Source organism: Halobacillus sp. BAB-2008 (genome assembly GCF_000328325.1).
Taxonomy (GTDB): domain Bacteria; phylum Bacillota; class Bacilli; order Bacillales; family Halobacillaceae; genus Halobacillus.
The window spans coordinates 13,551-40,359 of the sequence record NZ_ANPF01000011.1 but is presented as its reverse complement, the minus strand read 5'-3'; the positions used below and the strand labels follow the sequence as shown (position 1 = coordinate 40,359).

The window sequence follows — 26,809 nt, the reverse complement described above, 5'->3', positions numbered from 1 at the left end:
TCAGTAGTGCTGTCCCGGCGCTGCTGATTTTTTCAAAAAAGACCTCTACCGGGTCAGGGTAGAGGTAAATGTTTATATAGGTATAGGATTAGGGGAGGTGCTTAAAAACTGTTACATACTACTAAAAAGAAGTTAAACTACGTCTTCAACTAATGGTCTTGGGTAGGTGCGTACTGCCTCATCCTGTGTCAAAGGAGCTAAGACAGAAACAACAATGCCAACTGCAGCGATGAAAGCGATGGCTTTCTTCATAAGATCATGCCTCCTAAATGAGAATGTTTATTTAACAATTGCATTGCTAACCTTAAATATTCAGAAGAACGCTTATACATCCTTTGCTTCTCAAATAAGTCGGCTAGGAATTTAGCGTATCTGATGACATACTCCGGATCCTTCATTTCTTTGAAATACGGAAGTACTTCATCTTCAAGAAATTCAAGGGTATCTGGAGCGTTCGTTAGTATCTTTTGAAAAACATCAAAATGATACGTGTGCTCTTTTGAAGGGAAATCTACAAGCCTTTGTTTACCTTCATTTACCCAATAGAGGCATCCTTCCTTGTTACCTATGAGGTAGTGCTCGAGGATTAATCCGTGAATAATATTCATGTATTCATAGATATCATAGGTGGAAGATGATGCTTCTGTGTACTCCAGGCTCTTTTTGTAATGCTCGATGGATAACGTATGATTATCTAGATTAGAGTCTAAAACAGCCATGTTAATATAAACCAGTTTCAACTGCTGGTGGTCCTTAGTCTGAGAAGCGATCTTGAGAGCAGACTCGTAATTCTCCCTCGCTTTTTCATGATTCTGGAGCCTGCTGAAACTTATTCCTAAAATGAGATGGCAATCAGCACTCTTTCCTAGGTCGTAATGATCTTTATAAATGCGGAGTGCCTGTTCTGTATAAAAAATAGAAGCTGACACATGGTGCGCCTGACTTGAACTTAGTGCCAAGTGGTAGAAAAGGTCGCTCACTTCCCAGCTTTCCATATTCATGGAGCGCGATAAGACTTCCGCCTTCATCAACTGCTGGAATGATTCCTCGAAATCACTTCGGTAATACTGGAGCAGTCCATTGCTCAAATGATAGTAGTACTTCATCTCATCATCAAATGTATCCAGGTGCTGCTTTATTTCACTCCATGCTTCATAAGCCTCCTCCACTTCGTTTTCTAACAAAAAGTGGCGGATGCTGTACAGCTTGTAGTAAATATAAAGGTGATGATTGTTCCGCATATCCTGCTGACTGAGCAGCTCCTCCTTCAACCTTCGTGCTTCTTCCTTCCGCTTGAACATGATAGCTTCATACCACTTTTTCAGCTTTTCTTTGGAAGGGTGGCTGTAGGAAGCGTCATGGAATTCCAATCCCAGACGTTCATATAGCATTTCCAGCACTTCGGAGGCAGGCACGGTCTGATTGTTCTCAATCTTAGACAGATATGCCGGCGAGATGATTCCATCTGCTAACTGGTTTTGCGTCAAACCCTGTTTCACCCGATGGAACCGGAGCACTTTACCATATTCCATTTTCAACACACCTAGTTGATCAACTGTCGACTCTTAAGAGATGTTGCTCTTTCGAATCTATTTTTAGAATACATCCTCAATTAGTAATAATCAACTATATTTACCAGTTTCCCAAGTCTCCCTTTAAACGGCCCTTTAAGAGGTTTTTTGACTGGTGACTTTCCTGATATAAAGGGAAACCTGATTTTCCAGGGTGAGAAAACTATCGTAATTTGTCATTATAAGGAAACCTTGCATAGGGACGATGTCTTACGGGTATGGGGTTTATAGGAAAAAAACGCCAAATTACCAGGCGGTAAACCATGTGAAGGAGGAATCGGTGTGGGTTATAACGTCACACAAAAGCTGATTAACAGCCATCTTATTCAAGGAGAAATGACACCAGGTTCGGAAATAGGATTAAAAATTGATCAAACCCTTACCCAGGATGCAACAGGGACAATGGTGATGCTTGAGCTTGAAGCGATGGGGGTGGAGCGGGCACAGACGGAAGCGTCCGCTCAATATGTGGACCATAACTTAATACAGGAAGACAATAAGAACCCGGATGACCACCTGTTCCTGGAAAGTGCAGCCAAGCGTTTCGGTTTGCATTTCAGCAGGCCGGGAAACGGAGTGAGTCATCCCGTCCATATGCAGAGGCTCGCTGCTCCCGGGAAGACGCTGCTTGGATCTGACAGCCATACGTGTGCGAATGGCTGTATGGGCATGCTTGCCATGGGGGCAGGTGGAATCGATGTTGCTATGGCTATCGCAGGAGAACCTTTTTATGTGAAAATGCCGAAAGTGTGGGGAGTGAAGGTGACCGGTGAGCTTCCTGATTGGGTAAGCGCAAAGGATGTCATTCTTGAAATGCTGCGTAGACATGGAGTAAAAGGGGGCGTCCATCATGTTTTTGAATATTACGGCCCGGGTTTGAAAAACCTTACGGCGATGGACCGCCATGTCATTGCAAATATGGGAGCGGAACTAGGCGCTACGGGAACGGTTTTTCCAGCGGACGAAGTTACGCGTCGTTTCATGGCACGGCAAGGGAGGGAAAAAGAGTGGTTTGAGCTCTTGCCTGATGAGGGAGCGGGGTACGATGTGCATGACGAATTGCATCTCTCTGACCTGGCCCCTCTCATTGCAAAGCCTTCCAGTCCGGGGAATGTGGTGCCGGTCGAAGAGGTGGAAGGGGAGGCGATCTATCAAAGCTATGTAGGTTCTTCCGCTAACCCTGGGTACCGGGATTTTGCAGTAGCATCAGAAATCGTCGCTGGTAAACAAGTTGCGGACGGTGTTTCGTTTGATATCAACCCGACATCCAGGCAAATGCTCGTCGATCTATCTCAGAATGGTCATATAGCTAATTTCCTCCAGGCAGGAGCAAGGCTTCACCAAGCGGGATGCAACGGATGTATCGGCATGGGACAAGCACCGGCGACAGGAAGAAACAGCTTGCGGACGACTCCTAGGAATTTTCCAGGGCGTTCCGGAACGAAAGAGGACAGCGTGTATCTATGCAGTCCGGAGACTGCTGCAGTAAGTGCGTTGGAAGGGAAGATTACAGACCCTAGAAAATCGGGTCTCGCTTATCCTTCGGTCGTTGAACTTGAAAAGCCGACGGTAGATACGCGGCTGCTTGACGATCCGCTTCCGCTTTCGGAAGCAAAAAAGGTTAACCTCGTGAAAGGTCCTAATGTGGCTTCCATTCCGGAAATGGGTGAGCTTCCAGACGAAATGGAGCTCCCTGTATTATTGAAAATGGGGGATGACATTTCGACGGATGAAATATTAGCAGGCGGGGCGAGAGTCCTTCCTTACCGAAGCAACCTTCCGGAAATCAGTAAGTTTGCCTTCGAAATTGTAGATGACACCTATTACGACAGGGCAATGGATGTGAAAGAATCCGGCGGTCATGCAGTTGTTGCCGGTGCGAATTACGGGCAGGGATCGAGCAGGGAGCATGCGGCTTTAGCTCCGAAGTATCTTGGATTGCAAGTGGCTATTGTCGAAGACTTTGCCCGTATTCACTGGCAGAACCTTGCTAACTTCGGTGTACTACCACTAACCTTTACCAATGCTGATGATCTAGAGAAGCTGGAAGAGGGAGATGTTCTTCAATTTAAGGATCTGCGAAACAAACTCTCTAAATCCTCTACATTTAATGTTGAGGTAAAGGGGAAAGACCTACAGATTGAAGTGGAGCATGCTCTTTCGGAGCGTCAAATTGAAATCATGAAGGCGGGCGGTCTGATCAATTGGGTGAAGGAGCGCCTGGATAAGGACTGATTTAATACAAAAAGAAAAGCCGGACCTGAAAAGGTGCCGGCTTTCTTTATTAGTCTTGTGGAGCTGTTGTGTGAATCGGTTTAAGGTTTCTTTCGATTTCTTCCCGTTTTTGTTCAAGAAACGGCGGAAGTGCCAACGCTTCCCCCAGACGGTCTTCCGGTTCATCCGTGGCGAAACCAGGACCATCTGTCGCCAGTTCAAATAAAATGTGGTTCGCTTCCCTGAAATAAAGGGATTGGAAGTAGTAACGATCGACAAGCCCGGAATTCGGGTACCCGGCAGCATCAATGATTTCTTTCCATTTGGTGAGTTCTTCCTTGTTCTCCACCCGGAAGGCGACGTGGTGGACGCTTCCTCTTCCAGGTCGTTCCCGTCTGTCTGCATCCGTCTCTTCCACGTGGACCTCTGCACCTGTGCCACCTTCGCCTGTGCTGAAGACAGTCCAATTATCGTACTCACCTGTTTTTCGGAATCGCAGAATTTCTGTAAGGACATGCTCCGTTTTACTCTTATCAGAGACAGTAAGTCTTACAGGTCCCAGCCCTGTAATACCAAAATCAGCTGGTACCTCGGATCCTTTCCATGGGATTCCGGCTGCTACACCCTTGTTATGTTGATCGGATACAAGCATTAACCGTTGGTCTTCCGGATCACGGAAAGACAGAGTGAGGCGTCCGAAGCGCTCCTCCATTGGATCATGGGCTACTTGATGCTGTTGGAATCTCTCGAGCCAATAATTTAGTGCTTCGTCGTTTGGGACGCGCAGCGTGGTCGTCGATATGCTCTGAGAGCCCGGATAGGTGTGTCCGGCGCGATGAATTTCAAAAAAAGTTAAATCGGTTCCGGGACGTCCTTTTTCATCGGCATAAAACAAGTGATACATGGAAGGGTCGTCTTGGTTGACGGTTTTTTTAACTAAACGCATTCCTAATATGCGGGTATAAAAGTCAAAGTTTTTCTCTGCATTTGCTGTGATGGCTGATACGTGATGGATGCCTTTAAGTTCCATAAAGGTTCCTCCTCTGATTATCTCGAATTCAAGATAATTATAATACGCAGAGGATACATTGTCAAAAGAAGCTACTTTACTCGTTCAAATGGAAAAATCCTCGTTTGTAAAGTTTTAGAATAATAGGCGGTTGGATCTTGTTCTGTTACGAAGGAGGGGAGGAAATCGAGCAATTGATTGACAGGAAGGTCGACTTTGACTTTCTGCAACCGCCAGTGCTTATGCTGGATTGGTCCCTTGTACACCTTTTGGCCTCGGACTGTCCAGAGGGCATATCGTTCGGTAAGCCAGTAAAGAAGGGATCCTGGTGCAGGATGAACGGCAGGGGAAAAATGAGATGCCTCCATATGGAAATGAGCGTTCGGATAGCCTTTATGAATTCTTCTGCTGGAGAAATGAATCCTCTCCGGTGTCGTGTCCATCCGCATGGATGCATGCACGTAAGGAAGAGAAAATCCTGTTCGGGCTAAAAAAACGCCGAGGGGGTGATCGGCATCCAAAGTGAGGAAATAAACTCCTGGTTCTCCTTTATAAGTGACATAGGTACGGACATTCAATTCCAATAATTGATTGCCGAAAGGAAGAGAAGGAAGGTTCTTGAACCGGATGTGGTTCATACGAAACGGGACGACGGCTATCCAAGCCGAACCGTCAAATTCGTCCAACTCAAACACACTTGGTATATACCTGGCCAAAATCTCAGCGGGTACGGGCCAATGGAGGAAGATAAGATCTTCCCATTTTTGATGCATAATCCATTTTTTTGAAGACATTCTCATCACCTCCCCAATGGTTTACCCGCAGGAGGGAGAATCATACATGAATGTGAAGATCGTCACTTCATTCGGAGCGGAACGTTTTTCCGCTCTTCTCGCTTGTGCAGTTCTTTCTTCAGCAAGAGGATGAATTCTTCTTCCAGGTTCAAATCCACTGCTCTTTTTAGAGAGTCCTGCAACACCTTGTAGGAGAGCCTTTCGACAATCATGCGGTTGCCCCCTTTACTTTGCTATGACGGAAGTGCGGTCGATGCCGTAGCTGCTCCTATAATTCGTCCATGTGAATCAAAGATAGGTTGGCAGAATACGTCGTAACGAATCAATCCCTCGGATAACGGGAAAGGAATTGTTTTTCTGATGCTCTGTCCTTCCTCTATGACCTTGCTTTTTAATTGCATTAATTCAGTAGTACCGACGTTATCATCCAATTCATCATCCCTTTTCCCGATCACGGAGTTCATTTTGAAATCAGGGTGCGGGTTATACATCCAGGTATAGCGTAGATCCAAGTCGCAGTGTGCGACGGTAATTGGAGAATGGACCAATGCTGTTTCAAATGGTTCGCTCAGGTGTTCGGTATAAAAGAGTGAAGGATTTATGTGAAGAAACGAAGCAATTTGAGAAGCGACCGCCATGCTGGGATTGCGCGTTCCATTTTCGATTTGAGCATAATAGGCCCGGTCGATATGTGCGCCTGCTGCGATTTGTTGTTGTGTCAGTCGTTGTTCTTTTCTAAGTTTGATAAGCCATCTTCTCATGGTTAAAATCACACCCTACTTTCTTTTTTCATATAAATATTTCTTCCTATATATATAAAATCCTTGTGGCAGTTTGCAACGTAGTGGGATTTTTTTGCTTAGAAGAAAACTTTCGTATAAATAGTAATTATAACGATTTATTTCGAGTATGTTCGACGAAATTTTTAGCAGCTGTGTAAAAAAATACATAGCTTCGCCTACAGGTCTGATATAATCAAATCGGCTTGCATTTTTCAAGGGGAAGAGGAGGAAAAGGATGACTTGGGAAATCCTGAATATATTAGCTGTCAGCGCTTTTGCTTTCAGTGGGGCCATTGTCGCTCTCAACGAAAGGTACGACATATTCGGTACGTTTATTCTCGGGATTGCGACACCGTTCGCAGGTGGGATTATTCGTAATATCGCATTAGGGATCCCGGTCGTCCATGTTTGGCAGCAGGGATATCTGTTTTATGTCGCGCTTGGAACAATCGCTGTTGTCTATTTCTTTCCGAAGACATGGGTGATGGCATGGGACAGATGGAATTTCTATCCGGATGCCGTTGGTTTATCCGCTTTTGCTCTTCAAGGGGCCTCCTTTGCGGTCGCCAACCAATTTCCGCTTGGAGGCATCATTTTTTCGGCAATCCTGACAGGAGTCGGGGGCGGTGTTGCCAGAGATGTGCTTGCACAGCGCCGTCCGATGGTTCTTCATCAGGAAATATACGCAGTATGGGCAATGCTTGTGGGGCTGGCAGTCGGCATCGGGCTTGTAGATGTGGGGAGTGCGTGGCAGACTTATGCATTATTTATCCTGATTATCTTGTGCAGGGTGTTCTCTTATCGATTAGGATGGCATCTAAGGTTTCGGGATTTGTATAGAATTTGATCACAAAAAGGCCGCCCCGCTTTGGGACGGCCTTTTCTACGATTAGCTGCAGTAAGACAAGTTTGGACAGGAGAAAGAAAACTTTCTCATTTTTTGTTTGTGATACGGAGTTCTTCTGTAGTTAATAACGGAAAAGGTCTCCGGAAAGGTAGCGCTCACCGGTATCTGGTGCGATACATACGACTACTTCGCCGGGATTTTTTTGTTTAGCTGCTTCTATGGCAGCCCAACAGGCGGCACCGCAGGAGGTTCCAAGGAGCAGCCCTTCCTCACGGGCGAGACGTCTCGTAATTTCGTAGGCATCTTCATCGGTCACTTGTAAGATTTCATCATAAACATCCTGATTCAGGATGGAAGGAATGAAACCAGGGCTTGTCCCGACCAGTTTATGCTTCCCTGGCTTGCCGCCTGATAAAACCGGGGATCCTGCAGGCTCTGCTACATGGATAGTCATATCCTTGTAGCGTTTTTTCAACTCTTCTCCCGTACCTGTAATCGTCCCGCCGGTCCCGGCTGTAGAAACGAAGGCAGATAGAGGTTTGCCCAATTCATCCATAGCTTCGATGATCTCTGCAGCTGTCGTATGGCGGTGTGCATCCGGGTTTGCCGCATTTTCGAACTGCATCGGCATGAAGCTGCCTTCGATTTCTTCCACGAGTTCTTTGGCTTTCGCAATGGCTCCGGGCATTTTCGCATCTCCAGGCGTCAGGACGATTTCTGCACCGTATGCTTTCAGTAGATTGATTCGTTCCTGTGTCATCGTATCCGGCATAACGAGGATAGCGCGATATCCTTTTGCAGCTGCATTCATAGCAATCCCTATGCCGGTATTGCCGCTTGTCGGCTCGATAATGGTCGCGCCTTCCTTAAGCAGCCCTTCTTTTTCTGCTTGTTCCATCATATTGAAAGCGGCGCGGTCTTTTACGCTTCCGCTTGGATTGTATTTCTCCAGTTTCAGGTAAATATCGGCTCCACCTTCAGGAGCCACACGGTTCAGTTTGACTAACGGAGTATCACCGATCAAATCTGCTATGTTGTTAACGACGCGCATGTTGTCACTTCCTTTTAGTAGTGGGGATAATACTATTAGTTTATCACAGTCGGAAACCGGTTATCACATCCACTGCTTTCTGTCAGAACTTGTCTTCTACCACTTTCTGCGCTAACTGAAAGGAGTTTCTTGGTACGGAGATCTTGAACGCCAGCTGATTGGAGTTCAGGTTGAAACGATCTACCTGGACGTTGAAATTACTTGCTGTGTCCATCTGAGTGACGGCTACATAAATGTTCTCTTCGTTGGGATTTACGGTTACCCACTCAGGAAAGTCATAGTTATCTTTAACAAATTCCAGTACTTTTTTGTTCGGGAGAGGAAGCTTTCCGAGGGAAATGCGTTCCTGCTCCAGGATAAGATCTCCGTTTTCCTGAACAACCGGACTTAATTCCACTTTAATCGGAATGACCTGATCGAAGGCTTTAATATTCCCTGCCAACGTTACGTTACGGTCAAGAGATATGGAATAGTCAAAGCCGGTTTTTTCCGAGAACTCTCCGAGGTAGTCGTTTGCCAGCTGCTCCAGATTCTCCTTCGTCGACACAATAGTGAATTCCGCATCCTGTGTTTCCTTCTGCTGATCGACGTTGACGATGGTATAAGAGCTGGGAAGGAAAATAAGACCGACTACTGAAGCCACCACAAGAAAATTAATGATTGCCAGTATCCAAAAAGAGGTTCGCCATTTGTTGCTGAATAATAATTGTTTCATCTCTACATTCCACCTGTGTTATTGTTCGACGTCATCTTTGATATATTCCAACACACGTTCTGCCATTTGCTTGTAACCACGTTCATTCGGGTGGAAATTATCTTCCTCCCATAGAAGTTCATCCTCGGATCCTTCAAACAAGTCCCTCACCGGGATGAAAGTAACGTTCTCCTCTTCTGCAACGACCTCTTTGCTGATTTCGTTCCAATCTTCCATAATCTTCCCTAATTCGGGGATATTATCAAAGTAAAGATTAAAAGGATTGTAAAGACCGATCAGGTAAATAGGGGCATCCGGGTTCTCTTCGCGAATCATGGAAAAAATCGTTTCCAATTGTGCTTGATAGGAATCCTGTGCGTCCACAAAGTCCTGGTAATTTAAGTTTGTAAAATTATCCTTCACAACTTTCATTACATCATTGGCTCCAATGGTTATTAAAATAAGGTCAGCTTCCTCTAAAGCGGTGGAAATTTCCTCCTGCTCCTCCAGGCGGCTGATCAGTTGATCGGTTCGGTTTCCCCGTTTCCCGAAGTTATCAATGTGAATCAAATCTCTTTTCTTATTACTGTTGAATGTGTCCTCTAAAATTCCTACGTAACCGCCATTGTCCGTATCATCTCCAACCCCTTGAGTCAGAGAATCACCGAGGGCTACAATTTCCATGTCATCTTTCACGAACAACCCTTTCGCACTGTCGATGACGCCGGTGAATACATCTTTCAGTCCCTCGCTGATAGCTCTGTCTGAATCTTCTTCGTCGGGTGAGAATTCCTGTTCCTTCGGTTCCGAGGAAGCCGGCTTGGACTCCGAGCGCTCCTTTTTAACTGTTGAATGATCCGAATCTGTCGAATGCTCTTCAGGAGTATAGATAAATGCGGCTGTTATGAAGAAGGCCAGGAATAAGGAGAGTGAAATGGAAGCGATCCATCTCCATTTTTTCAACGTGCATCCCTCCTGGAAAGTATTGGCTTTATTATATGCTGGTGACATATGTTTGGGAAATGGAAAAGTTTTATCTACAATTATATCACGAAGACTATACAATAAACATACGGGAGCCCTTGTCAGAACATGAGGGTGGAGCGGTCGATTTATTCAAAGGAGAGAGAAGCGATGGAAGATCAAATGACGATATCGGTACGAGATCTTGTATCTTATGTTTACCGGACAGGAAGTATCGATGAACGTTTTCAATCGAATACCGCTTTAGTGGAAGGAACGGCAATTCATCAGGAAGTCCAGAAGACATATAGAGATGGGGATGAGAAGGAATTATTCCTTCAGCATGAGTTTGAGCAGGAAGGAATAGTTCTACTCGTTCAAGGAAGGTGTGACGGTCTGCTCCAGACGGAGGACGGCCCTGTTGTCGACGAAATAAAGTCGACAGCGAGAGAGTTGGAAGAATTGGATGAAGACACCCACCCTGTCTATTGGGCTCAGGCGAAAGGGTATGCCTTCATGTATATGCATGACCACCATTTAAATCACATCGTTGTGCAGCTTACTTATGTTCAAAAAAAGACGAAAGATAAAAAGCGGATGCGAAGGACGTTCCGGTATGAAGAGCTGAAAGCATTCATGGAAACGACCGTGAAGGCTTACTCCTCTTATGCTGGAATTCTTCTGCACATAAGAGAGCAGAAAAACGTACCGTTCCGGATCTGGAGTTTCCCTTCAGCGGCTACCGTAAAGGACAACGGAAGCTGGCTGGAAGTGTGTATCGGACCATCAAAGAAAAACGGCATTTATTTGCACAGGCTCCTACTGGAATCGGAAAAACGATTTCTACTTTATTTCCTGCTGTGAAAGCTTTCGCTGAGGGAGGGCTGGATAGAATCTATTACCTGACAGCGAAGACGATCACACGTTCCACAGCCGAGGAGGCGCTGCAGTTGATGGAAAAGGAAGGTCTGGAAATCAGGTCTGTCACTTTGACGGCTAAAGATAAGATCTGTTTTCAGGAAGAAACCATCTGCCAGCCGGAGTATTGTGAATTTGCGGACGGGTATTATGACCGAATCAATGGTGCGATTGTTGATATATTGAGAAAGGAAACAACCATGACGAGGCACACAGTGGAAGAGTATGCGCGCAAACATCGCGTCTGTCCATTTGAATTTTCCCTGGACTTGTCGGATGTCGCTGATGTGGTCATCGGAGATTACAATTATATATTTGACCCCCGTGTAGCTTTAAAGCGGCTGCTTCCGGAGAAAAAGAAGAAGACGACACTGCTTGTCGACGAAGCCCATAATCTTGTCGAGCGTGCCCGAGAGATGTATTCTTCTAAATTGGGGAAAAGGGATCTTGAAACGGTGGCTGAAGACTGGCGTGGAGAGCAGGAGGAGGTGGCACGCGCTGCCGACTCTGTCGTGAAAGACTTAGCCCGGCTGGAGGATCCGAAGACGCCCCATAAACAATTGGATGAAATTTCAGGGGCGTTGGAAGAAGGTGTGGAACGGTTTGTTAATCAGGCAGAGCCGGTTCTCCAGGAAAGGGGAGAAGATGTACGTAAAGAACACCTGCAGGATGTGTACTTTCAATCACAGAATTTCCTTCGGATACTGGAGCTGGTCGATGACCACTATCGTTTCATAGGAGATAGCAGCGCAGGCGATTTTCAATTGACTTTGTTTTGTCTGGACCCGTCTCTGGTCCTGAGGAAAGTATCCGGCGGCTTCCGGTCCAGTACTTTCTTCTCGGCGACGCTGTCGCCGTTTGCTTATTACAAGGAGATGCTCGGAGGTTCGAAAGAAGATTATATTCTCCAGCTTCCATCTCCGTACGATTCTGATCAAATTGATGTGCAAATAACTCCGCTTTCGACACGGTACAAAAACCGACAGGAAACGTCACGTGCCATTGCGGAACGGCTTGATGAGCAAGCGGGACACCTTCAAGGAAACCATTTGTTTTTCTTTCCTTCCTACCAGTACATGGAGTTGGTATATGATGCTTTCCGGAACGTATCGGACTATAAGGCTGTCATGCAGGAGCGGGGAATGGATGAAGACAGGCGGGAAGATTTTCTCTCTCAATTCGTTCCCGGCGGAAACCTGATTGGATTTGCCGTCCTTGGCGGGATCTTCTCAGAAGGTGTCGACCTCAGAGGAGATCGGCTGAATGGCGTAGCGGTTGTGGGAATCGGTCTTGCACCCAGAAGCTTCGAAAGAGAACTGATCATGGACTATTTTAAGAGCAAGGGTCGGAATGGTTATGATTATGCCTATGTTTATCCAGGTATGAACAAGGTGCTTCAAGCAGGTGGACGTCTCATCCGATCAGAGAAAGATCATGGCATTATCCAATTGATCGATGACCGCTTCTTGACAAGGAAATACTTGCAGCTGCTTCCCGAGGAGTGGGGAAATTATCGAATGATGAAATAATAAGATTTCCCGGGGAATAAAATGTAAGTATTCCATGAAACCCAGGATATTTTAGATTTTCTCTAGAATATCCTGGCAGAAGGATTCGACATGGGTACGGTTTTCTCCGGATATTCCGTATATGTCATAAATCGCACCATCAACGATCGAGTGTAATAGGGCTGTATCCATCTGTGGATCGGCCTTTTTGCCTTCCACCAGCTGTTTTGTTGTTTGGATGACGAGGTGCTTCTTATCTTCCGCCGGCAGCACATACGGAATTTTCTTGATATACCCGGAAGTAATCATATTCGTTCGGTTGAGTACTTTTCTTACCATATATTTAATGAGCTGGCTGTTTAACAAACCCAAATAGTAGAATAAATCCTCCTCATTTTCCGGGAATAGATTGGCATTCACTCCGAAAAGGCTGTTTTCCGGCAGGTAGGCTGCGGAGAAGTCTACGCCCATGGAGGAACAAGTAATTCCCCGTCTATAGAAATAAGCCCTGTTCCTAACGGTGAAAGATGGATAAATCGCCTCATTATCTTCCCAATCTTTATGAATATAAAATTTCGGTTCATAATACCATGCATCCTTTACCCCGCCATTTTTATAGAACGGAAGCCATTCCTGATCATCTTTCACATCCTCACGCCTGCGCAGGAAAAGGGTGTCATTCCCTGTTGAGATTCCTGTACCGCCTTTTAAGACATTTCCTAACTCTTCATGGGGACGCAGAAAGTGAGCAAGAATCTCCTCGGGAACGTTGACTGCGAAGTTGTTGTTGGGAAGATCGTGGAAGTGCGCTTGCTTTAAGTATTGGATCTTATCCTCTGTGATATTTTGGTATTCCTGCGTTTCCAGACGGTCTACCAGCTTCATGACCATATCTTCCTGGCGTTCATTTCCCTCTTTCTTTTTTAATGTCAGGATGGCTGTTCGAACATCTGCCTTTCCTTTGTGAAACAGTCTGCGTGGTGCAAGGACAATCTCTTTTATGATGGTTTTTTCCAATAAGTAGGCTCTGAATTTTCGATAATACACGTTCGTAAGGAAAGAGTCCTGCACAATCATTGTCAAGACTCCGCCGGGCTTAAGCAGCTTGATCCCGTTGTGGATAAATAAAGAATAAAGATTATGCACACCGATGCCGCCGTAGCGTGCTGTAATGGCTTTTTTGTTTTCGGTGAAGTAGTCGCTCTGACGTTTTGATTTGTAAGGAGGGTTGCCGACAATGGCATCAAACTTTTCTTCCAGTTCGACCTTAAGAAAATCGACGTGACGGAAAGTGATACCCTCATGCGGGGAAGGAGTAGCTGTATCGATATCGTAGGCGTGAATTTGGGAAGGGGAGAAGCCCTCTTTCAATAAGGAATAAACAAAGACACCGTCACCGGTGGCAGGGTCCAATATCTCCGGGTTCCTTCTATTATCTGGCAAGTGATTGGATAAAGTCTGGACCATGTATTCTACTGTTTCCGGCGGTGTACCGTACTGGCCCATGGACCTTTGTCTTGAGAACATACTACCCCTCCTGGTACTTTTTAGGTATACATTACTATAATTATAGGTAAATGTCACCAATTAATAGTCTTATAGTCATTTATTATTCCAATAAAATAACAAAGGGAGGGAGCATATAGTCTTGTTTTGGGCTTTTTTAGAAGGAGTGTGATCCTGTGGAAAGGAAAATACCCGAATCTGAATACAGGGAATTCACTACAAATGTTTTTGTTAACCTATGAAAAATAAAGTTGACAATAGGTTTTCCTTTCCCTTATGTTTATAGCAGACAAGTTCTAGGAGGAGTGACCATGGGGAAATCGAGGATGACAGCATACGACATTACATTAGGTGCATTATTCGTCGCTTTGATGGCAGTGGGAGCAAACATAACGGCTTTCCTGCCTTTCCTGCAGGTTCTTGGTGTTCCATTGACCTTGCAGACATTTATCGCAGTTTTGGCAGGATTGATTCTTGGTAGTAGGTTAGGCTTCTTTTCCATTCTTGTGTATGCCGTCCTGGGGTTGATCGGGGCGCCTATCTTTGCCGGCTTCGGCGGTGGGTTATCCACGGTCTTCTCACCGACATTCGGATTTATCATCTCTTATTTTATCCTTGCATACTTTGCCGGAAAGGTTGCAGAAACGAATCGGCGGCTGCCGGTATATATTGCCGGAGCGCTCGTCGGTATCGCGGTCAATTACTTGATCGGAGTGAATTGGTTCTATGGGGCAATGAATTTCTGGGTCGAAGGAGATCCAGTGAGTTATGTAGTATCATGGACGAGCATGGTCCCATTTTTGATTAAGGATATTGTCCTGGCTGTCTTTGGCGGGTTATTTGCCTATCGTATGGAGAAATCTTTTCTGTACAAAACGCCGCTGCGCCAATCGGCGTGAAGGACACAAAAAAGCAGAGGGAGCTCCCTCTGCTTTTTTGTGTTTATTCTGTTATGGATCTCCCATGAATCCAAGTCATTAGTGCAAAGAGGAAAAACGCAAGAAGAAGGATCGTGCCGCCGACGATGAAAAATACGGTATTGAGAGTTCCTAATCCGGGGAGAGGCTGCGTATAGTAAAGCCACATGCCGACAGTCAGTCCGAATACACCGAAAAAAGACGTCCATACGTGTGCTGCGGCCAGCTTGGACTCTTTCGGAATAGGAAATACTTTATAGAAGACGCCGAACGCAAACAAAGACAGCCATCCGACAACGAGAATATGAGCATGGATAGCGCTGAGCTGCAGTCCGCCACCGCCGGCCATGTGCGAGCCGATGAATGCCCCGACCAAAGCATAAATGGCTGAAGTTCTTATGAAAAATCGAGTACGATCCATAGATAAAGAGAGCCTCCGTTTCCTTCGGTTTACGTTATTATATATGAGTTTCCTCTTAATGGAAACTATGACGGTAAGAATCAAACGATGATAAAAACAAATGGCCTGTATTTGGAAAGGTGCGGACCATAAGATATGATAGTGGTAGATATACATAGGAAATGAGGGAATGAAGATGGAACAAAGAAGAGCGACATTCATGAATGATATGAAGGAAAAGAATATCGATGCAGCATTTATCAACTCTGCAGAAAACTTTTATTACTTGACGGGTTTCTCCACAGATCCTCATGAAAGACTGCTGGGTCTCCTGATCTTCCCGGAAGCTGATCCAATAGCTATTCTCCCTGGGATGGAAGAGGGACAGCTGCGGGATGCCGGTTGGGCGTATGACGTAATCGGCTATGCCGATCATGAGAACCCTTGGACGCTGATGAAAGAAAAGCTTGGAGAAAAAGCGCTTCTCCGCGCTGGTGTAATAGGGATTGAGAAGGAAGTGTTATCTTACGGACGGAGTGAAGCCTTCTTCGATATATTTAGAGAAGCGGCGGTCGTAGATGTAGAAGGAATGCTTAATGATATGCGTCTTGTTAAAGATGAAACCGAAACAGCCATCATGCGGGAAGCCGCAGAACTCGCAGATTACGGAGTGAAAGTAGGGAAAGAAGCGCTTAACGAAGGCGTTACGGAAATGGAAGTGCTTGCCACCATTGAGTATGAGCTGAAGAAAAAAGGAGTAGCGGAGATGTCCTTTTCCACCATGGTTCTCTTCGGTGAGAAATCCGGGCATGCTCATGGTAATCCAGGAAACCGCCGTTTGAAGGCTGGGGACCTCGTGCTGTTTGACTTGGGTGTCGTTTGGAAAGGATATACTTCGGATATTACAAGAACCTTCGCATACCGATCTGTCAATGATTCTCAGAAAGAGATTTATAATACGGTTAAACAGGCGCTGGAGGCCTCACTTGCCATCAGTAAACCGGGAACGAGGATCGGAGACTTGGATACAGCTGCCCGTGATGTAATTACAAAAGCCGGTTATGGAGATAAATTCCCTCACCGCATCGGCCACGGACTCGGAATCAATGTCCATGAATTTCCTTCCATGAGTCATTTAAATGACGGTGTGTTAAAGCCGGGGATGACGTATACCATTGAACCGGGAATTTATGATCCGGCCGTTGGAGGGGTTCGTTTGGAAGAAGACGTATTAATTACGGAAGACGGCTGTGAAACGTTGACAAAAACACCGATAGAATTGGAAATTGTGGAATAAGTGGGGAGGGCGGACTCCAGGAAAAGGGAGTCTGACCATTTAGCCACTTAAGTTTCATGACAGACTGGAAAAAGCCGCCTGAATAGGCGGCTTTTCTTATTAGGAGGCAGCTGGTTGATCTGTGTCGGGTATTTCAGGAGTGGCCATATCCTTGGTGCTCGTTTGCTGGAGTGCTTCTGCTTTATGGACAAGCGCAGCCATCGTGGCAAGTTCATCGTCGCTGATTTCTTTGAGTTCATCAAACATTTCGACAGACTCCTGGGTGATGAAGGTAACTTGCTCTACTGCTGCTACGATCTGCTGTACACCGGCAGACATTTCGTGTGTAGATACGGAAGTTGCTTCGTTGTTTTCCGCAATTACTTGTGTTGCTGCAAGTATTTCTCCGAATAACCTGCCTACTTCCTCCATCGATTTCGAGGTTTCATCGGACTCTTTCAAGCCTTTTTCCATGGAGGAAACGGCGGCTTCCGTCTCCTGTTTGGTACCATCGACAATTCTGGTCACTTGATCAGATGAATTCTTCGTCTGTTCTGCAAGCTTGCGTACTTCATCAGCAACGACGGCGAACCCTTTGCCGTGTTCACCGGCTCTTGCTGCTTCAATGGCAGCATTCAGGGAAAGTAAGTTGATCTGTTCGGATATGTCCGTGATCACTTTGGCGATGGAACCGATCTCTCTTGACTTCGTCCCCAGATTTTTAACTACTTCATAGCTGTCTGTAACTGTATCATTTAAGCTGCGCATCTGTTCGATGGATCCTTGAATGGTTCCATTCCCTTCCTGCGTCCGTTCCAGTGCCATGGAAGACTGTTCGGATATGTCGGACGATCGATTTGATAAATCAAGAATCGCTGAATTCATTTCCTCAAGCGCGGCAGAGCTTTCTTCCGTTGCAGCCAGCTGTTTATTAAGTCCGACACCCACTTCGTCCATGGCAGCACGGACGATTTCTGCTTTCTCAACAGCTTCGTACCCTTTGTCTATGAGCCCGGCTGTATCATATTCCTTTTGGGGGATATCGGTGGTTTCCGGAATCTCTGTCACCAACTCCGGTTCAAAAGGAGTATGGTACTCTTCGTCCAAAACCTTTTTTCTTAAATCATTGTAACGGTAGGCGAAAAATATGGTAGTACCCAATAAGACGATACTGACGGAAGCTAACAGGTATAGGGTCATGCTTCATTCCTCTCCTTGTGTGCAGATGAAAGGTCTTTGATCACAATAATGGTTCCCTCTGATACAGAAGAAGGGATTCCTTTCAAGCGTTCGTTTTGCTTATACTCATGCATGATCGGCTTTCCGGCGAGGGTCTCATATTTTTGGAATCCATGGTATTTTTCCATAACACGGAAGGACTTCGGATTTGTCGCTTCTCCATAGACAGCTGAGAGGCCTTCTTCAACGGCTCTGTCCATAAGGGTGTTCGTCATGGATTGGATAATATCATGACGCTGCTCTTCAGCGGTGACCCCGATCATGAACAGATGGAGCATTTCTCCATCTTCTATGTCTTTCCCGTTACGGATTCTGTAGTCTTCTTTAAATTGGAGATCGACATCTTCCAATACGTGCAGAATGACATTCATGTCTTTGAAGGAGCCTTCAAAGACATCTTCTCCAATAATCTCTGGAGCATTCGTATCACCTGCAAGCACTCCTCCAACCTCCCCATTTTCGTCGACAGCTGCGATGCAGTAGCCTTGATCGACCGTCGCCTCCACATACTCTTTTGTGAATTGATAGAAGTCGTCATAGGTAATATCCAGGAGTCCGACCATCGGCTCCTGAACCCATTTGCCTGCTACGTCTACTCCGATGAAAGACGTAGCTAAGCATGCGCTGGCTTTATGAATGAAGAGATCGTCTTTGGAGGTCAGGATCTGATAGGTGTAAGTTTTTTGCTTTTGAATCATTGTTCATGCCTCCTTGTTTGTTTAATGCTGAATCACTTTTCCTTTAAATTGGATGCGTTCAAGGGCATTACGGAGCTGGACCTGTGCAATTTTCGAAGTAGGATAAATCATATGGATATCTTTGAAGCCCAGACTGGAATAATAGTTGAGTGTGTCATCAAGCTGTCGGACGACAGAAGATGGAACGGTTGTCTGATGGGTGCCGTCGATCACCAGATTATAGCGCCGCTTATCGACTTTTTCGATCGTACTCTGCAAATCGACCATATACTCTGCGGCATCCTCCTGTTTAATCAATCCGAATACTTGAATCCTTACCTCTTTCTCCTGTTCCTGAATGACCATCTTATATTTTCTCTTATCAACAACAGTTCCTGTCATTTTACATAATCTCCTCGCTTATAGAGTGGTCGTGTCTATTCATAAGGATTATCGACAAGATTCGATTGTTATTTAACTGCCAGGTGCAAAAGTTTATTATTCTATCTCGAAATAATATTTTTAACCTTTTCCACCTTTTGGACGATGTTCTATGTGGGAAGACCTAATACAAATGAGGTGGTTTGAAATGAAAGAAATACAAGCAATGTATCCTAGTGAAGATGGAAATGCAGAGAAGCGGGATCAAATAATCCACTATATAAGACAGCTGCTGGAGGGTGTTGATGAAAAGAAAAATCCAGAAAAGTTAACACTCGGACAGGGGGCGGAACAAGACGACAGATTCTATGAGAACCTCTCCGAGCGTGCAGAGATTCCCCTGAACAGGCAGTCTATTGAAAAAGTAATAGAGGAGTTAACGGAGCTTGCGGAGGGGCACCGGTTTGTAAACAGCCGATATGTCGCCAATGCTGCTCCACTCCCTAATATCCCGAGTATCCTCGGTAATCTGACCATGGTGCTCCTGAATGGCAATAATCTGTGGGATGTGGAGGGATCTGCTGCCGCGGCTGCAGAAGTTAAAATTACCAGTATGCTTTCCAAATTGGTGGGGTATGATCCGTCCGAAAGCGGAGGATATACGACGTGGGGAGGGCAGGGAGCGGTCTTTCAGTCGTTAAGGCTTGCCATAGCCAGACGCTTCCCTGATTCGAATAAAACGGGTCTCCCGGGTAAACTCTACTGTTTCTGTTCAGAGTTATCCCACTATAGTTTATACAAGGCGGTCGAAGCGACAGGAATCGGTACGGACCACTTAATTCGTGTAGAGACGAAAGAAGATCACTCGATGGACATAGAGGATTTGAAACATAAGATGAATGCAGTGATCAAGCAGGGGGGCATTCCTGTCTATGTTTTGGCTAGTACCGGAACGACAGACACTTTCGGGATTGATTCCGTGGCATCTATCAAAAACGCGACGGAGGAGATGGAGCGTCTGTATGGGTTGGATCCTGTCTACATTCATGCAGACAGTGCGATGGGAGGAATGTACACCTTCTTTAATGCGTACGACTTTGACGCCAATCCTTTATGCTTCGATAAAGATACCGCTGTCGTCCTCCGTGATTATCAGACGAAATTCAGGCAGCTTTCGCTGGCCGATAGTATGGTGTTTGATTTTCATAAGCTGGGACAGACGCCATACACATCCAGCCTCTTTCTCATTAAAGATAAACGTCTGCTTGGTGCTGTGGATCTGGAGCATGACGAGACGCCTTATGTCGGAAACAGAAGCTATGGGAGCTACCATACCGGTTATACGCTGGAGTGTTCCAGAATGGGAAGTTCTCTCGCTATTTATGCTTCTTTGACAGGGATGGGAATCGAGGGATACCAAAAGGTCCTTGGTAACTACATTACTGTAAACCTTGCTTTCCGGAAGGAGTTATCGGAGAAAGTCCCGTGTGCGGTTATGACAAATGCCCCTTCTCCTGTGACGACATTCCGTATCTACCCGGAGCGGGTAAGCTGGGGTGACGAGAGGTGTGGCAAGATGACTGCAGCGGAACTGGATGAAGTGAATGGGTTTAACGCGGAGTTCGCGGACTATATCGGGCATAGGAGAGAGGAATTTTATTTCGGTAGTACGTCTAAGCAGCGACTCGTTCCTGCCTGCGATTCGGATGAAAGGACGGCGGTGTACGCCCATAAATTTTTTGCCATTTCGCCTTATACCACCCTTGAAAAAGTGGAGGAATATGTCGACTTCCTTGCTGGGAGTGTGGAAATGTTCAAGAAAGAATACATGCATACTGTATAAGGTTTTGCTCTCCTTTTTCCGATGGTTCTAGATGTGCCTAAGTCTCCAGGCGTAGGTGAAAATATATCTCCGGCTCATTACGACATTTTTCTTTCCTCGGTATGATAGAAACAAGAAATGAGCGAGGAGGGAAAAGGATGAAGAAATTTTTACTGTTTATCGCCGGGCTGGTCGCTCTCGGGGTTCTGCTGGCTAACCTGGGTCCGATGGTTCTGCTTGGTGTCAGCGTCTGGCTGTTGTATGTCGTTTTTAAACGGTTTGTGAAGAGTGATTCCACAGCCGGCAAGATCGGCTGGACAGTCGTCGGGCTGCTATTGGTCAGTATTGCATTATCCAATATTTATGCAGTGATCGGTTTGGCTGCCGCTTACGTTCTTTACTTGATTGTTAAGAATTGGACGAGCAGAGAAGAAGAACCGGTCGAATCCAATGACCCGTTTACAAATTTCGAAAGACAATGGGCAGAGATGAACAAATAAAAAGGAGAGATTTGAAATGGCAAACGTATTTAAACGATTGAAAGATTCCATTACGGCAGATCTTCATGAAGCTTTGGATCAGAAGGAACAGAAAAATCCAGTGGCTATGCTTAACCAATACTTGCGTGAGAGTGAGAAGGAGACGGAAAAAGTCCGGAAGCTGGTGGAGCGTCAATATCGTTTGAAAGATGAATTCACAAGGGAATACCAGCAGGCGCAGGATATGGCAGACAAGCGTCGTCGTCAATCTGAAATTGCGGAGAAAGCCGGCGAAACAGATATGTATGAGTTCGCTTTAAAAGAAAAGCAGGAGTATGAAGCACGTGCGGAACGTCTCCAGACAGCGAGAAGAGACAGTATCGAACAGTTGGAAGCTCTTGAACGCAAATATGAAGAGATGAAGCACAAGCTGAAAGATATGCACTTGAAACGGATGGAATTAATGGGAAGGGAGAATACAGCGAGAGCCCATCATCGTATGAACCGGGTGATGGAAGATACCTCGGACAAGCCGTATTCCCGTTTCGCGGAAATCGACCGTTACATTGATAACCTGGAATATAAAGTGAACTCCGCTTACTATCACAATACGTTTGACAGTAAAATGGCCAAGATTGAGAAGGAATGGGAAACATCCGGGGAAGTGTCTGCAAAATAGAAATCGTGGTATGATAAGGACGCAGTTTTCTGCGTCTTTTTATTACCTTTAGAAGCAAGGAGGATGACTCATATGATTAAAAAATGGAAAACAGATACGATCAACTTGATTTTATTCATAGGGGTGATCCTCCTTATTGTAGAAATTGCGTTCTTTAATGGAGGCCTTGTCTTCACTCTCTTTTTTGCAGGGATTCTGACATATGTAGGGAAGAAGAAATATCGACGAATGTGGGGAAGGGTTTGCTTTTGGCTTGGCATTATTATTCTTGTTTTCACTGTGTTAAGTATGATAGCTGTTCGTTTTCTCATCGTTGCTGTTCTGTTTCTGTTTGTTCGGGATTATTGGAAATCCCGTAAGGAGCCGGAGCGGATCGAGCCTGAAATTATCGATAATTATCAAGAGTTTCCGTATCAGGAGCCGTTGTTAAAGCAGAAATTCTTTGGAGATCAGGAGACGCCTGACCGCTCCTATGGATGGAGAGATGTCAATATTCAAGGTGGGTTCGGAGACAGAATCATCGACTTGAGTCAAACCGTCCTCCCGGGTGATGAGGCAGTCATTTCTATTCGCCACTTCATAGGAAACTTAATTGTCTACGTACCGTATGAAGTGGAAGTGAGTATTCACCATAGTGCTTTGGTCGGTCGTGCGACAGTCTTTCAATATAAGAATACAAAAGTCCTGAACCAGGTTCTATCTTATGAAACAGAAAACTATCGAAGCACCAGACCGCGAGTGAAAATTATCACGTCCAACGTTTCAGGAGATCTTGAGGTGAAGCGAGTATGAATATATGGAAAAGGCAAGTGATGACAGGTCTGTTAACGTTTCTTGCGTTTTCGCTGATCCTCCTGGGTATTACCTTTGTTACGTTCCCGGTGGGGTCATTGGCGGAGTTATGGAGCCGGGAAGTCATGGATCTTCCATATGTATTACTCGTTTTGTTTCTTGCCGCAATGGGCGGAATAGTATCAGGGGTTCTCCAGGGGTGGTACTGGAGAAGAAGGTGGAACGGTGTGCAGTACCAGCTCGAAGAACTTGTAAAAGGTAATGAATTGTTTTACGAAGGAACTGATTTGAAGGAAATCAGCCAGATAGACGAAGCGATACGTAAATTAGAGAGGAAAATGGCTCAGCAGACAATTGCCAATCAACGGCTGGCCACGGAGCGCGCGGAAGAAAGAGAGCGCAGCCTCCAGGAAGTTGTTGTCCAGGAAAGGAACCGCCTTGCGCGGGAGCTGCACGACTCGGTGAGTCAGCAGCTGTTTGCAGCCTCTATGATGATGTCAGCCATTAATGAAACGGCTGATGACGGTCGGGGAAGTCGTCAGCTCCAGATGGTGGAACGGATGATACACCAATCTCAGCTGGAAATGAGGGCTCTGCTCCTCCACCTCCGTCCTGTGGCTTTGAAAGATAAGACATTGAAAGAGGGTGTGGGAGAGCTGCTTGGTGAATTGACACAGAAAGTGCCAATGGAAATCAGTTGGACCATGGAGGATCTTCATTTAGAGAAAGGACTGGAAGATCAATTGTTCCGAATTCTTCAGGAATCTGTTTCCAACACGCTGCGTCATGCGAAAGCAGAAGCGCTTGAGGTGATGCTGATTGAGAGGGATCACAATGTCATTCTCCGCATCGTGGACGATGGTATCGGATTCGATGTAGAGCAGGGGAAGGCAAGCTCCTACGGATTGCAGAATATGCAGGAAAGGGCGCTGGAAGTAGGTGGAACGTTGAAAATTGTCAGCGTCGAAGGACAGGGAACGAGGCTTGAGGTGAAAGTGCCGCACCGTGAAGAAGGGAGAAAAGTGCATGATTAGAGTACTGTTTGCTGATGATCATGAAATGGTCCGTATTGGTGTGTCGGCATATTTGTCTGCACAGCCCGACATTGAAGTCATTGCAGAAGCGGACGACGGGCAGGCGGCGGTCGATTTAGCGTTACGTCACCATCCTGACATCATTCTCATGGATTTGGTAATGGAAAATATGGATGGGATTGAAGCGACAAAGCAGATAACGGAACAATGGCCGGAGGCGAAGATCATCATTGTCACCAGTTTTCTTGATGATGAGAAGGTATATCCAGCTCTGGAAGCCGGCGCCACCAGCTACATGCTGAAAACGTCGAAAGCGGAAGAGATTGCGAAGGCCATACGATCTACATTCGATGGCCAGTCTGTGCTGGAACCGGAAGTGACAGGGAAAATCATGACAAAAATGCGTAAGCCCGATGCGGCTGATCTGCACGATCAACTGACCGCGCGGGAGAAAGAAGTTCTATTACTGATGGCGGAAGGCCGGACGAATCAGGAAATCTCGGAGCAGCTGTTCATCGCTTTGAAAACCGTTAAGGTTCACGTCAGCAATATCCTTGGCAAGCTTCAAGTATCTGATCGCACCCAGGCGGTTATCTATGCATTTAAGAACGATCTGATCGAATGAGAACTCCGACCCGTGTCGGAGTTCTTTAATGATTTAAGGAGACATATACGAAGGTTGTCAGGATGATCAAGTAGAAGATGATCAATTTGATATAGTACTTTCTCATATCCATCCCTTCTTTCAGAAAATAATTTCTTTTCTCATCTTATGTGTTCAGAACAATGGAGATTCCTGTATGGTGGATGATGCTTGTTTTCTGTCGTTTTTGGGAATACCAAAGAGGAAGAGGTGATACACGTGCGATGGAACAATCAACTGGCAGATGCGCCGGTATGGCAAGGGGAAATCTCCAACCGATCAGGTAAAGAAAAAATCGCTCAAGAAGTGAGCAGGTTGGTGCGTGAAGGAGATGTGATAGGAGTAGGATCGGGGTCGACCGCCTACTTAGCCCTGGAGCAGATTGCTGACAGGGTGAAGGAGGAGGGGTTGACCATCACAGGGATTCCAACTTCGAAAGAAGCCGAGATGAATTGTGCCTATTTCGGCATTCCTACAGCTTCCCTCATTCAGGCGAGACCTGACTGGGGATTCGACGGAGCAGATGAGGCGGATGATCGTAAGAGGCTTATTAAAGGAAGAGGAGGAGCACTGCTTGCTGAAAAGCTTGTAATGGCGAGTTCTCCGAAAACGTATATTTTAGTAGATGACAGCAAATTCGTTACCGAGCTTGGTGCAAAGCAACCGGTTCCGGTTGAAGTCGATCCGAGAGCGATCCACCTTGTGGAGACGAAGCTTGAGCAGTTTCCGATCCGATCCGTTACGCTCCGGATGGCAGCGGGGAAGGACGGGCCTGTTTTTACGGAAGCAGGAAATGTTCTGCTCGATGTGGAATTCATAACTATTGAAGATGATTTGGAAAAAGCTCTGGGAGCCATCCCCGGAGTGATGGAGACAGGCCTGTTTATTGGGTATTCCGTGGAATTTCTTACGATATAACGCCCATTTTCAGGATAATCATTGGTACATCTTAATACTTTTTCTATAATAGAAGTAAATCCTTATTTCAAAGGGGAATCATTATGGGACTGCCACAAAGGATTGCTTACCAGGATCAGCGTTACCCGTATATTGTACTTGCACCGATCGGGAAGAAGAATAAGTATATCCGTTCGATCGGTCACAAGTTTGAACGGGGGTTGCTTTCCAGGCTGAATGACGCCATCATGGACCAAATTGATGCAAAAGGACTCGATGTTACACCGATCCGCCGTTATTTGGGATTGGAGGAAAATGCGGTCCTTCCCGTTTCGTTCCGCAAAGACGAAATCCATGACCATTTACTGCGCCCAGAATTATTTCTATGGAAGTCCCTGCCTGAAGAACATGGACTACCTTTAAAAGACGAATATCAATACGGTACAGATTACACGCAGCTTTCCTCAGAGCAGCTTAATGATCATATTGGGGAAGTGCTGGAGGATTATCTGTTCTTATCCCATATAAGCTCGGAAGAAAGGGAGCATTGGCTGAAGAAGATAGCTGCTGCTTTCCAGCAGCATCCGCTCGTCCGGCTGTACCATCAAAAACAGCAGGTGATCGATGCTGTGGAAACGATGAATCAGTCTTCGCTGCTGTCTGTTTTAAATTATCCCGAAGATGTTGCTTATTGGCGGCACCGCGTCGAAATAGTCATGCGTCCGTTCCGTTCCCTTCCTGACTCATGGGTGCGAGGGAAGGAAGACAGCTGTTCCCATGATAAAGTCCTGACCTTCCATTCAAGCAGCCGCACAATCCAGTGCGAGTGTGAAACGTGCGATTTCAGGCTTTACTATGATGTAGATGTCGACATTGTGCGTTTATCAGAAGAGTACGACGTAGAGCGGGCGGCAAAACGAACGGCGACTATAGAAAGACAGTTCAACGAAGTTGCCCAACAGAATCCGCGTCTCCTGGATCAGCTGGCTCAACTCAGAGCTTTGAAAAAACAGCTGGCTACTGCGAGAAAGACATTGGATGAAAGCCTGCAGGTTTTCAAACAGATAGAGCGATATCAGCGGAAGCAGGAACATCTTACCTCGTATCCGCTGCTGGATATGTACGACAAGCTGAGCAGGACTTACATTCCTGATTGCCTGGAATCGTCAGAGCTGCTTTGGATGTCGGAAGTGGAGCTTCATGACATTCGTATATTAAAGCAATTAAAGGAATGGAAGAAGCTTGTTCCTGAACATGTGTATCCATTCACAAGTCATGTGCTGGAAGAATTAAAGGTGAAGCTTGAAGAAGTGCGCTATGCGGATGACGATATCATTCTGACAGTTAAAGGACGCCCGCTCACTTTTGCAGATACGCAGCAGATATTGGATTTAATCTATTACTATGGAACGGATCATCCTGCCCATACCCTTGTTCAAGTACTGGCAGGGAAGGCTACGAATAAGTTGAGGACGCTGCAGCTGCATGAAACACGTTGGTTCGGTCAGTTATCTCATTGGCCGGAAAAGCACATCCAGAAGATTTTTAATCAGCTGGAGAAGCAGGGGTGGCTTATGAAACAGCAAAAGGGATATTCTGTGAGCGATTACGCAGAAGAGGTCATGTAATCGTGTTATGGAATCCATTACAAAGAGAAGGCCCGCGCTTATGCGGGTCTTTTTTTTCCTAATTATCATTGGTTTGGTAAGCGTTTTC

Annotated in this window: 27 protein-coding genes; 14 read left to right on the top strand and 13 right to left on the bottom strand. The window is 45.8% G+C overall.

Translation table 11 applies throughout. The annotated features are described in order from the left end of the window. Positions 1-248: 248 nt before the first annotated feature. Positions 249-1,532 (bottom strand): helix-turn-helix transcriptional regulator, encoded by a 1,284-nt coding sequence (locus tag D479_RS03660; RefSeq protein ID WP_008633772.1) that lies wholly within the window; start codon positions 1,530-1,532, stop codon positions 249-251. A 321-nt stretch (positions 1,533-1,853) separates the two neighbouring features. Between D479_RS03660 and D479_RS03655 the strand changes: the two genes are divergently transcribed. Then, entirely contained in the window at positions 1,854-3,806 is a 1,953-nt protein-coding gene (locus D479_RS03655; protein WP_008633770.1) for an aconitate hydratase, read from the top strand. A 49-nt stretch (positions 3,807-3,855) separates the two neighbouring features. Here D479_RS03655 and D479_RS03650 read toward each other — a convergent pair whose 3' ends face one another. From D479_RS03650 to D479_RS03640, 4 genes are all read right to left on the bottom strand, one after another. Next, positions 3,856-4,815, bottom strand: coding sequence for a ring-cleaving dioxygenase (locus tag D479_RS03650; protein WP_008633760.1), 960 nt, complete (start codon positions 4,813-4,815; stop codon positions 3,856-3,858). A gap of 71 nt (positions 4,816-4,886) precedes the next feature. After that, the gene (locus tag D479_RS03645; protein ID WP_008633758.1) at positions 4,887-5,588 is read right to left on the bottom strand and encodes a DUF2071 domain-containing protein; all 702 of its coding nucleotides are present in this window, start codon (positions 5,586-5,588) and stop codon (positions 4,887-4,889) included. A gap of 62 nt (positions 5,589-5,650) precedes the next feature. Beyond that, positions 5,651-5,800: a sporulation histidine kinase inhibitor Sda gene (sda, locus tag D479_RS20120; protein ID WP_081594774.1), complete on the bottom strand. Its 150-nt coding sequence runs from the start codon at positions 5,798-5,800 to the stop codon at positions 5,651-5,653. 21 nt (positions 5,801-5,821) lie between these two features. Further along, positions 5,822-6,349 (bottom strand): helix-turn-helix domain-containing protein, encoded by a 528-nt coding sequence (locus D479_RS03640; RefSeq protein ID WP_008633756.1) that lies wholly within the window; start codon positions 6,347-6,349, stop codon positions 5,822-5,824. Positions 6,350-6,605: 256 nt separating this feature from the next. Between D479_RS03640 and D479_RS03635 the strand changes: the two genes are divergently transcribed. Then, positions 6,606-7,217 (top strand): trimeric intracellular cation channel family protein, encoded by a 612-nt coding sequence (locus tag D479_RS03635; RefSeq protein WP_008633753.1) that lies wholly within the window; start codon positions 6,606-6,608, stop codon positions 7,215-7,217. 121 nt (positions 7,218-7,338) lie between these two features. Here the strand turns inward: D479_RS03635 and cysK are convergent, their stop codons facing one another. From cysK to D479_RS03620, 3 genes are all read right to left on the bottom strand, one after another. After that, entirely contained in the window at positions 7,339-8,268 is a 930-nt protein-coding gene (gene cysK, locus D479_RS03630) for a cysteine synthase A (protein WP_008633750.1), read from the bottom strand. A gap of 82 nt (positions 8,269-8,350) precedes the next feature. After that, positions 8,351-8,983, bottom strand: coding sequence for a YpmS family protein (locus D479_RS03625; RefSeq protein ID WP_008633747.1), 633 nt, complete (start codon positions 8,981-8,983; stop codon positions 8,351-8,353). A gap of 18 nt (positions 8,984-9,001) precedes the next feature. Then, entirely contained in the window at positions 9,002-9,925 is a 924-nt protein-coding gene (locus tag D479_RS03620; protein WP_008633743.1) for an SGNH/GDSL hydrolase family protein, read from the bottom strand. 171 nt (positions 9,926-10,096) lie between these two features. Here D479_RS03620 and D479_RS21280 point away from each other — a divergent pair, with 171 nt between their 5' ends. Then, positions 10,097-10,789, top strand: a complete 693-nt coding sequence (locus D479_RS21280; RefSeq protein ID WP_346773248.1) for a hypothetical protein — start codon at positions 10,097-10,099, stop codon at positions 10,787-10,789. Then, positions 10,699-12,372, top strand: a complete 1,674-nt coding sequence (locus tag D479_RS03615) for an ATP-dependent DNA helicase (RefSeq protein WP_346773247.1) — start codon at positions 10,699-10,701, stop codon at positions 12,370-12,372. Before D479_RS21280 ends, D479_RS03615 begins: the two co-directional genes overlap by 91 nt. 51 nt (positions 12,373-12,423) lie before the next feature. On the opposite strand, the gene D479_RS03610 is transcribed toward D479_RS03615, so the two are convergent. Then, a complete protein-coding gene (locus tag D479_RS03610; protein ID WP_008633741.1) occupies positions 12,424-13,878 on the bottom strand; it encodes an N-6 DNA methylase in 1,455 nt (484 codons plus the stop codon). Between the two features lie 290 nt (positions 13,879-14,168). Here D479_RS03610 and D479_RS03605 point away from each other — a divergent pair, with 290 nt between their 5' ends. Then, positions 14,169-14,756 (top strand): biotin transporter BioY, encoded by a 588-nt coding sequence (locus tag D479_RS03605; protein WP_008633739.1) that lies wholly within the window; start codon positions 14,169-14,171, stop codon positions 14,754-14,756. A gap of 43 nt (positions 14,757-14,799) precedes the next feature. Here the strand turns inward: D479_RS03605 and D479_RS03600 are convergent, their stop codons facing one another. Beyond that, positions 14,800-15,195: a hypothetical protein gene (locus D479_RS03600; protein WP_008633737.1), complete on the bottom strand. Its 396-nt coding sequence runs from the start codon at positions 15,193-15,195 to the stop codon at positions 14,800-14,802. A gap of 175 nt (positions 15,196-15,370) precedes the next feature. On the opposite strand from D479_RS03600, the gene D479_RS03595 reads away from it, so the two are divergent. Beyond that, positions 15,371-16,471 carry a Xaa-Pro peptidase family protein gene (locus tag D479_RS03595; protein ID WP_039870701.1) on the top strand — a complete coding sequence of 367 codons (1,101 nt, stop codon included), beginning with the start codon at positions 15,371-15,373 and terminating at the stop codon, positions 16,469-16,471. Positions 16,472-16,570: 99 nt separating this feature from the next. On the opposite strand, the gene D479_RS03590 is transcribed toward D479_RS03595, so the two are convergent. Genes D479_RS03590 through D479_RS03580 form a run of 3 tightly spaced genes read right to left on the bottom strand, consistent with a single transcriptional unit; the run spans position 16,571 to position 18,768 of the window. Continuing rightward, complete coding sequence (locus D479_RS03590; protein ID WP_008633733.1) at positions 16,571-17,650, bottom strand: methyl-accepting chemotaxis protein; 1,080 nt, start codon at positions 17,648-17,650, stop codon at positions 16,571-16,573. Beyond that, on the bottom strand, positions 17,647-18,387 hold the full coding sequence (locus D479_RS03585; RefSeq protein ID WP_008633731.1) for a hypothetical protein: 741 nt from the start codon (positions 18,385-18,387) through the stop codon (positions 17,647-17,649). The genes D479_RS03590 and D479_RS03585 overlap by 4 nt, the downstream gene beginning before the upstream one ends. Positions 18,388-18,408: 21 nt before the next feature. Continuing rightward, on the bottom strand, positions 18,409-18,768 hold the full coding sequence (locus tag D479_RS03580; RefSeq protein WP_008633729.1) for a hypothetical protein: 360 nt from the start codon (positions 18,766-18,768) through the stop codon (positions 18,409-18,411). A gap of 187 nt (positions 18,769-18,955) precedes the next feature. Here D479_RS03580 and D479_RS03575 point away from each other — a divergent pair, with 187 nt between their 5' ends. The 8 genes from D479_RS03575 (at position 18,956) to D479_RS03540 (ending at position 26,721) form a co-directional block, all read left to right on the top strand. Continuing rightward, the gene (locus tag D479_RS03575) at positions 18,956-20,590 is read left to right on the top strand and encodes a pyridoxal-dependent decarboxylase (RefSeq protein WP_008633727.1); all 1,635 of its coding nucleotides are present in this window, start codon (positions 18,956-18,958) and stop codon (positions 20,588-20,590) included. 137 nt (positions 20,591-20,727) lie between these two features. After that, entirely contained in the window at positions 20,728-21,069 is a 342-nt protein-coding gene (locus D479_RS03570; RefSeq protein WP_008633726.1) for a hypothetical protein, read from the top strand. Between the two features lie 16 nt (positions 21,070-21,085). After that, positions 21,086-21,727, top strand: coding sequence for a PspA/IM30 family protein (locus tag D479_RS03565; RefSeq protein WP_008633724.1), 642 nt, complete (start codon positions 21,086-21,088; stop codon positions 21,725-21,727). 72 nt (positions 21,728-21,799) lie between these two features. Continuing rightward, entirely contained in the window at positions 21,800-22,519 is a 720-nt protein-coding gene (gene liaF / locus D479_RS03560; protein ID WP_008633723.1) for a cell wall-active antibiotics response protein LiaF, read from the top strand. Beyond that, complete coding sequence (locus D479_RS03555; protein WP_008633721.1) at positions 22,516-23,553, top strand: sensor histidine kinase; 1,038 nt, start codon at positions 22,516-22,518, stop codon at positions 23,551-23,553. Before liaF ends, D479_RS03555 begins: the two co-directional genes overlap by 4 nt. Beyond that, a complete protein-coding gene (locus D479_RS03550) occupies positions 23,546-24,178 on the top strand; it encodes a response regulator transcription factor (RefSeq protein WP_008633720.1) in 633 nt (210 codons plus the stop codon). The genes D479_RS03555 and D479_RS03550 overlap by 8 nt, the downstream gene beginning before the upstream one ends. A gap of 237 nt (positions 24,179-24,415) precedes the next feature. Continuing rightward, positions 24,416-25,114 (top strand): ribose 5-phosphate isomerase A, encoded by a 699-nt coding sequence (rpiA, locus tag D479_RS03545; RefSeq protein WP_039870697.1) that lies wholly within the window; start codon positions 24,416-24,418, stop codon positions 25,112-25,114. Between the two features lie 83 nt (positions 25,115-25,197). Next, positions 25,198-26,721 carry an RQC-minor-2 family DNA-binding protein gene (locus D479_RS03540; protein ID WP_008633716.1) on the top strand — a complete coding sequence of 508 codons (1,524 nt, stop codon included), beginning with the start codon at positions 25,198-25,200 and terminating at the stop codon, positions 26,719-26,721. Positions 26,722-26,809 lie beyond the last annotated feature (88 nt).

Coding starts and splice junctions, on each gene's coding strand:
- D479_RS03600 (WP_008633737.1), bottom strand. CDS start 15,195: ATGGATCGTACTCGATTTTTCATAAGAACTTCAGCCATTTATGCTTTG.
- D479_RS03565 (WP_008633724.1), top strand. CDS start 21,086: ATGGCAAACGTATTTAAACGATTGAAAGATTCCATTACGGCAGATCTT.
- D479_RS03640 (WP_008633756.1), bottom strand. CDS start 6,349: ATGAGAAGATGGCTTATCAAACTTAGAAAAGAACAACGACTGACACAA.
- D479_RS03645 (WP_008633758.1), bottom strand. CDS start 5,588: ATGTCTTCAAAAAAATGGATTATGCATCAAAAATGGGAAGATCTTATC.
- D479_RS03540 (WP_008633716.1), top strand. CDS start 25,198: ATGGGACTGCCACAAAGGATTGCTTACCAGGATCAGCGTTACCCGTAT.
- D479_RS03625 (WP_008633747.1), bottom strand. CDS start 8,983: ATGAAACAATTATTATTCAGCAACAAATGGCGAACCTCTTTTTGGATA.
- D479_RS03575 (WP_008633727.1), top strand. CDS start 18,956: ATGAAAGAAATACAAGCAATGTATCCTAGTGAAGATGGAAATGCAGAG.
- D479_RS03555 (WP_008633721.1), top strand. CDS start 22,516: ATGAATATATGGAAAAGGCAAGTGATGACAGGTCTGTTAACGTTTCTT.
- cysK (WP_008633750.1), bottom strand. CDS start 8,268: ATGCGCGTCGTTAACAACATAGCAGATTTGATCGGTGATACTCCGTTA.
- D479_RS03595 (WP_039870701.1), top strand. CDS start 15,371: ATGGAACAAAGAAGAGCGACATTCATGAATGATATGAAGGAAAAGAAT.
- D479_RS03605 (WP_008633739.1), top strand. CDS start 14,169: ATGGGGAAATCGAGGATGACAGCATACGACATTACATTAGGTGCATTA.
- D479_RS03660 (WP_008633772.1), bottom strand. CDS start 1,532: ATGGAATATGGTAAAGTGCTCCGGTTCCATCGGGTGAAACAGGGTTTG.
- D479_RS03635 (WP_008633753.1), top strand. CDS start 6,606: ATGACTTGGGAAATCCTGAATATATTAGCTGTCAGCGCTTTTGCTTTC.
- liaF (WP_008633723.1), top strand. CDS start 21,800: ATGATTAAAAAATGGAAAACAGATACGATCAACTTGATTTTATTCATA.
- D479_RS03650 (WP_008633760.1), bottom strand. CDS start 4,815: ATGGAACTTAAAGGCATCCATCACGTATCAGCCATCACAGCAAATGCA.
- D479_RS03570 (WP_008633726.1), top strand. CDS start 20,728: ATGAAGAAATTTTTACTGTTTATCGCCGGGCTGGTCGCTCTCGGGGTT.
- D479_RS03610 (WP_008633741.1), bottom strand. CDS start 13,878: ATGTTCTCAAGACAAAGGTCCATGGGCCAGTACGGTACACCGCCGGAA.
- D479_RS03580 (WP_008633729.1), bottom strand. CDS start 18,768: ATGACAGGAACTGTTGTTGATAAGAGAAAATATAAGATGGTCATTCAG.
- D479_RS03590 (WP_008633733.1), bottom strand. CDS start 17,650: ATGACCCTATACCTGTTAGCTTCCGTCAGTATCGTCTTATTGGGTACT.
- D479_RS21280 (WP_346773248.1), top strand. CDS start 10,097: ATGGAAGATCAAATGACGATATCGGTACGAGATCTTGTATCTTATGTT.
- sda (WP_081594774.1), bottom strand. CDS start 5,800: ATGATTGTCGAAAGGCTCTCCTACAAGGTGTTGCAGGACTCTCTAAAA.
- D479_RS03585 (WP_008633731.1), bottom strand. CDS start 18,387: ATGATTCAAAAGCAAAAAACTTACACCTATCAGATCCTGACCTCCAAA.
- D479_RS03550 (WP_008633720.1), top strand. CDS start 23,546: ATGATTAGAGTACTGTTTGCTGATGATCATGAAATGGTCCGTATTGGT.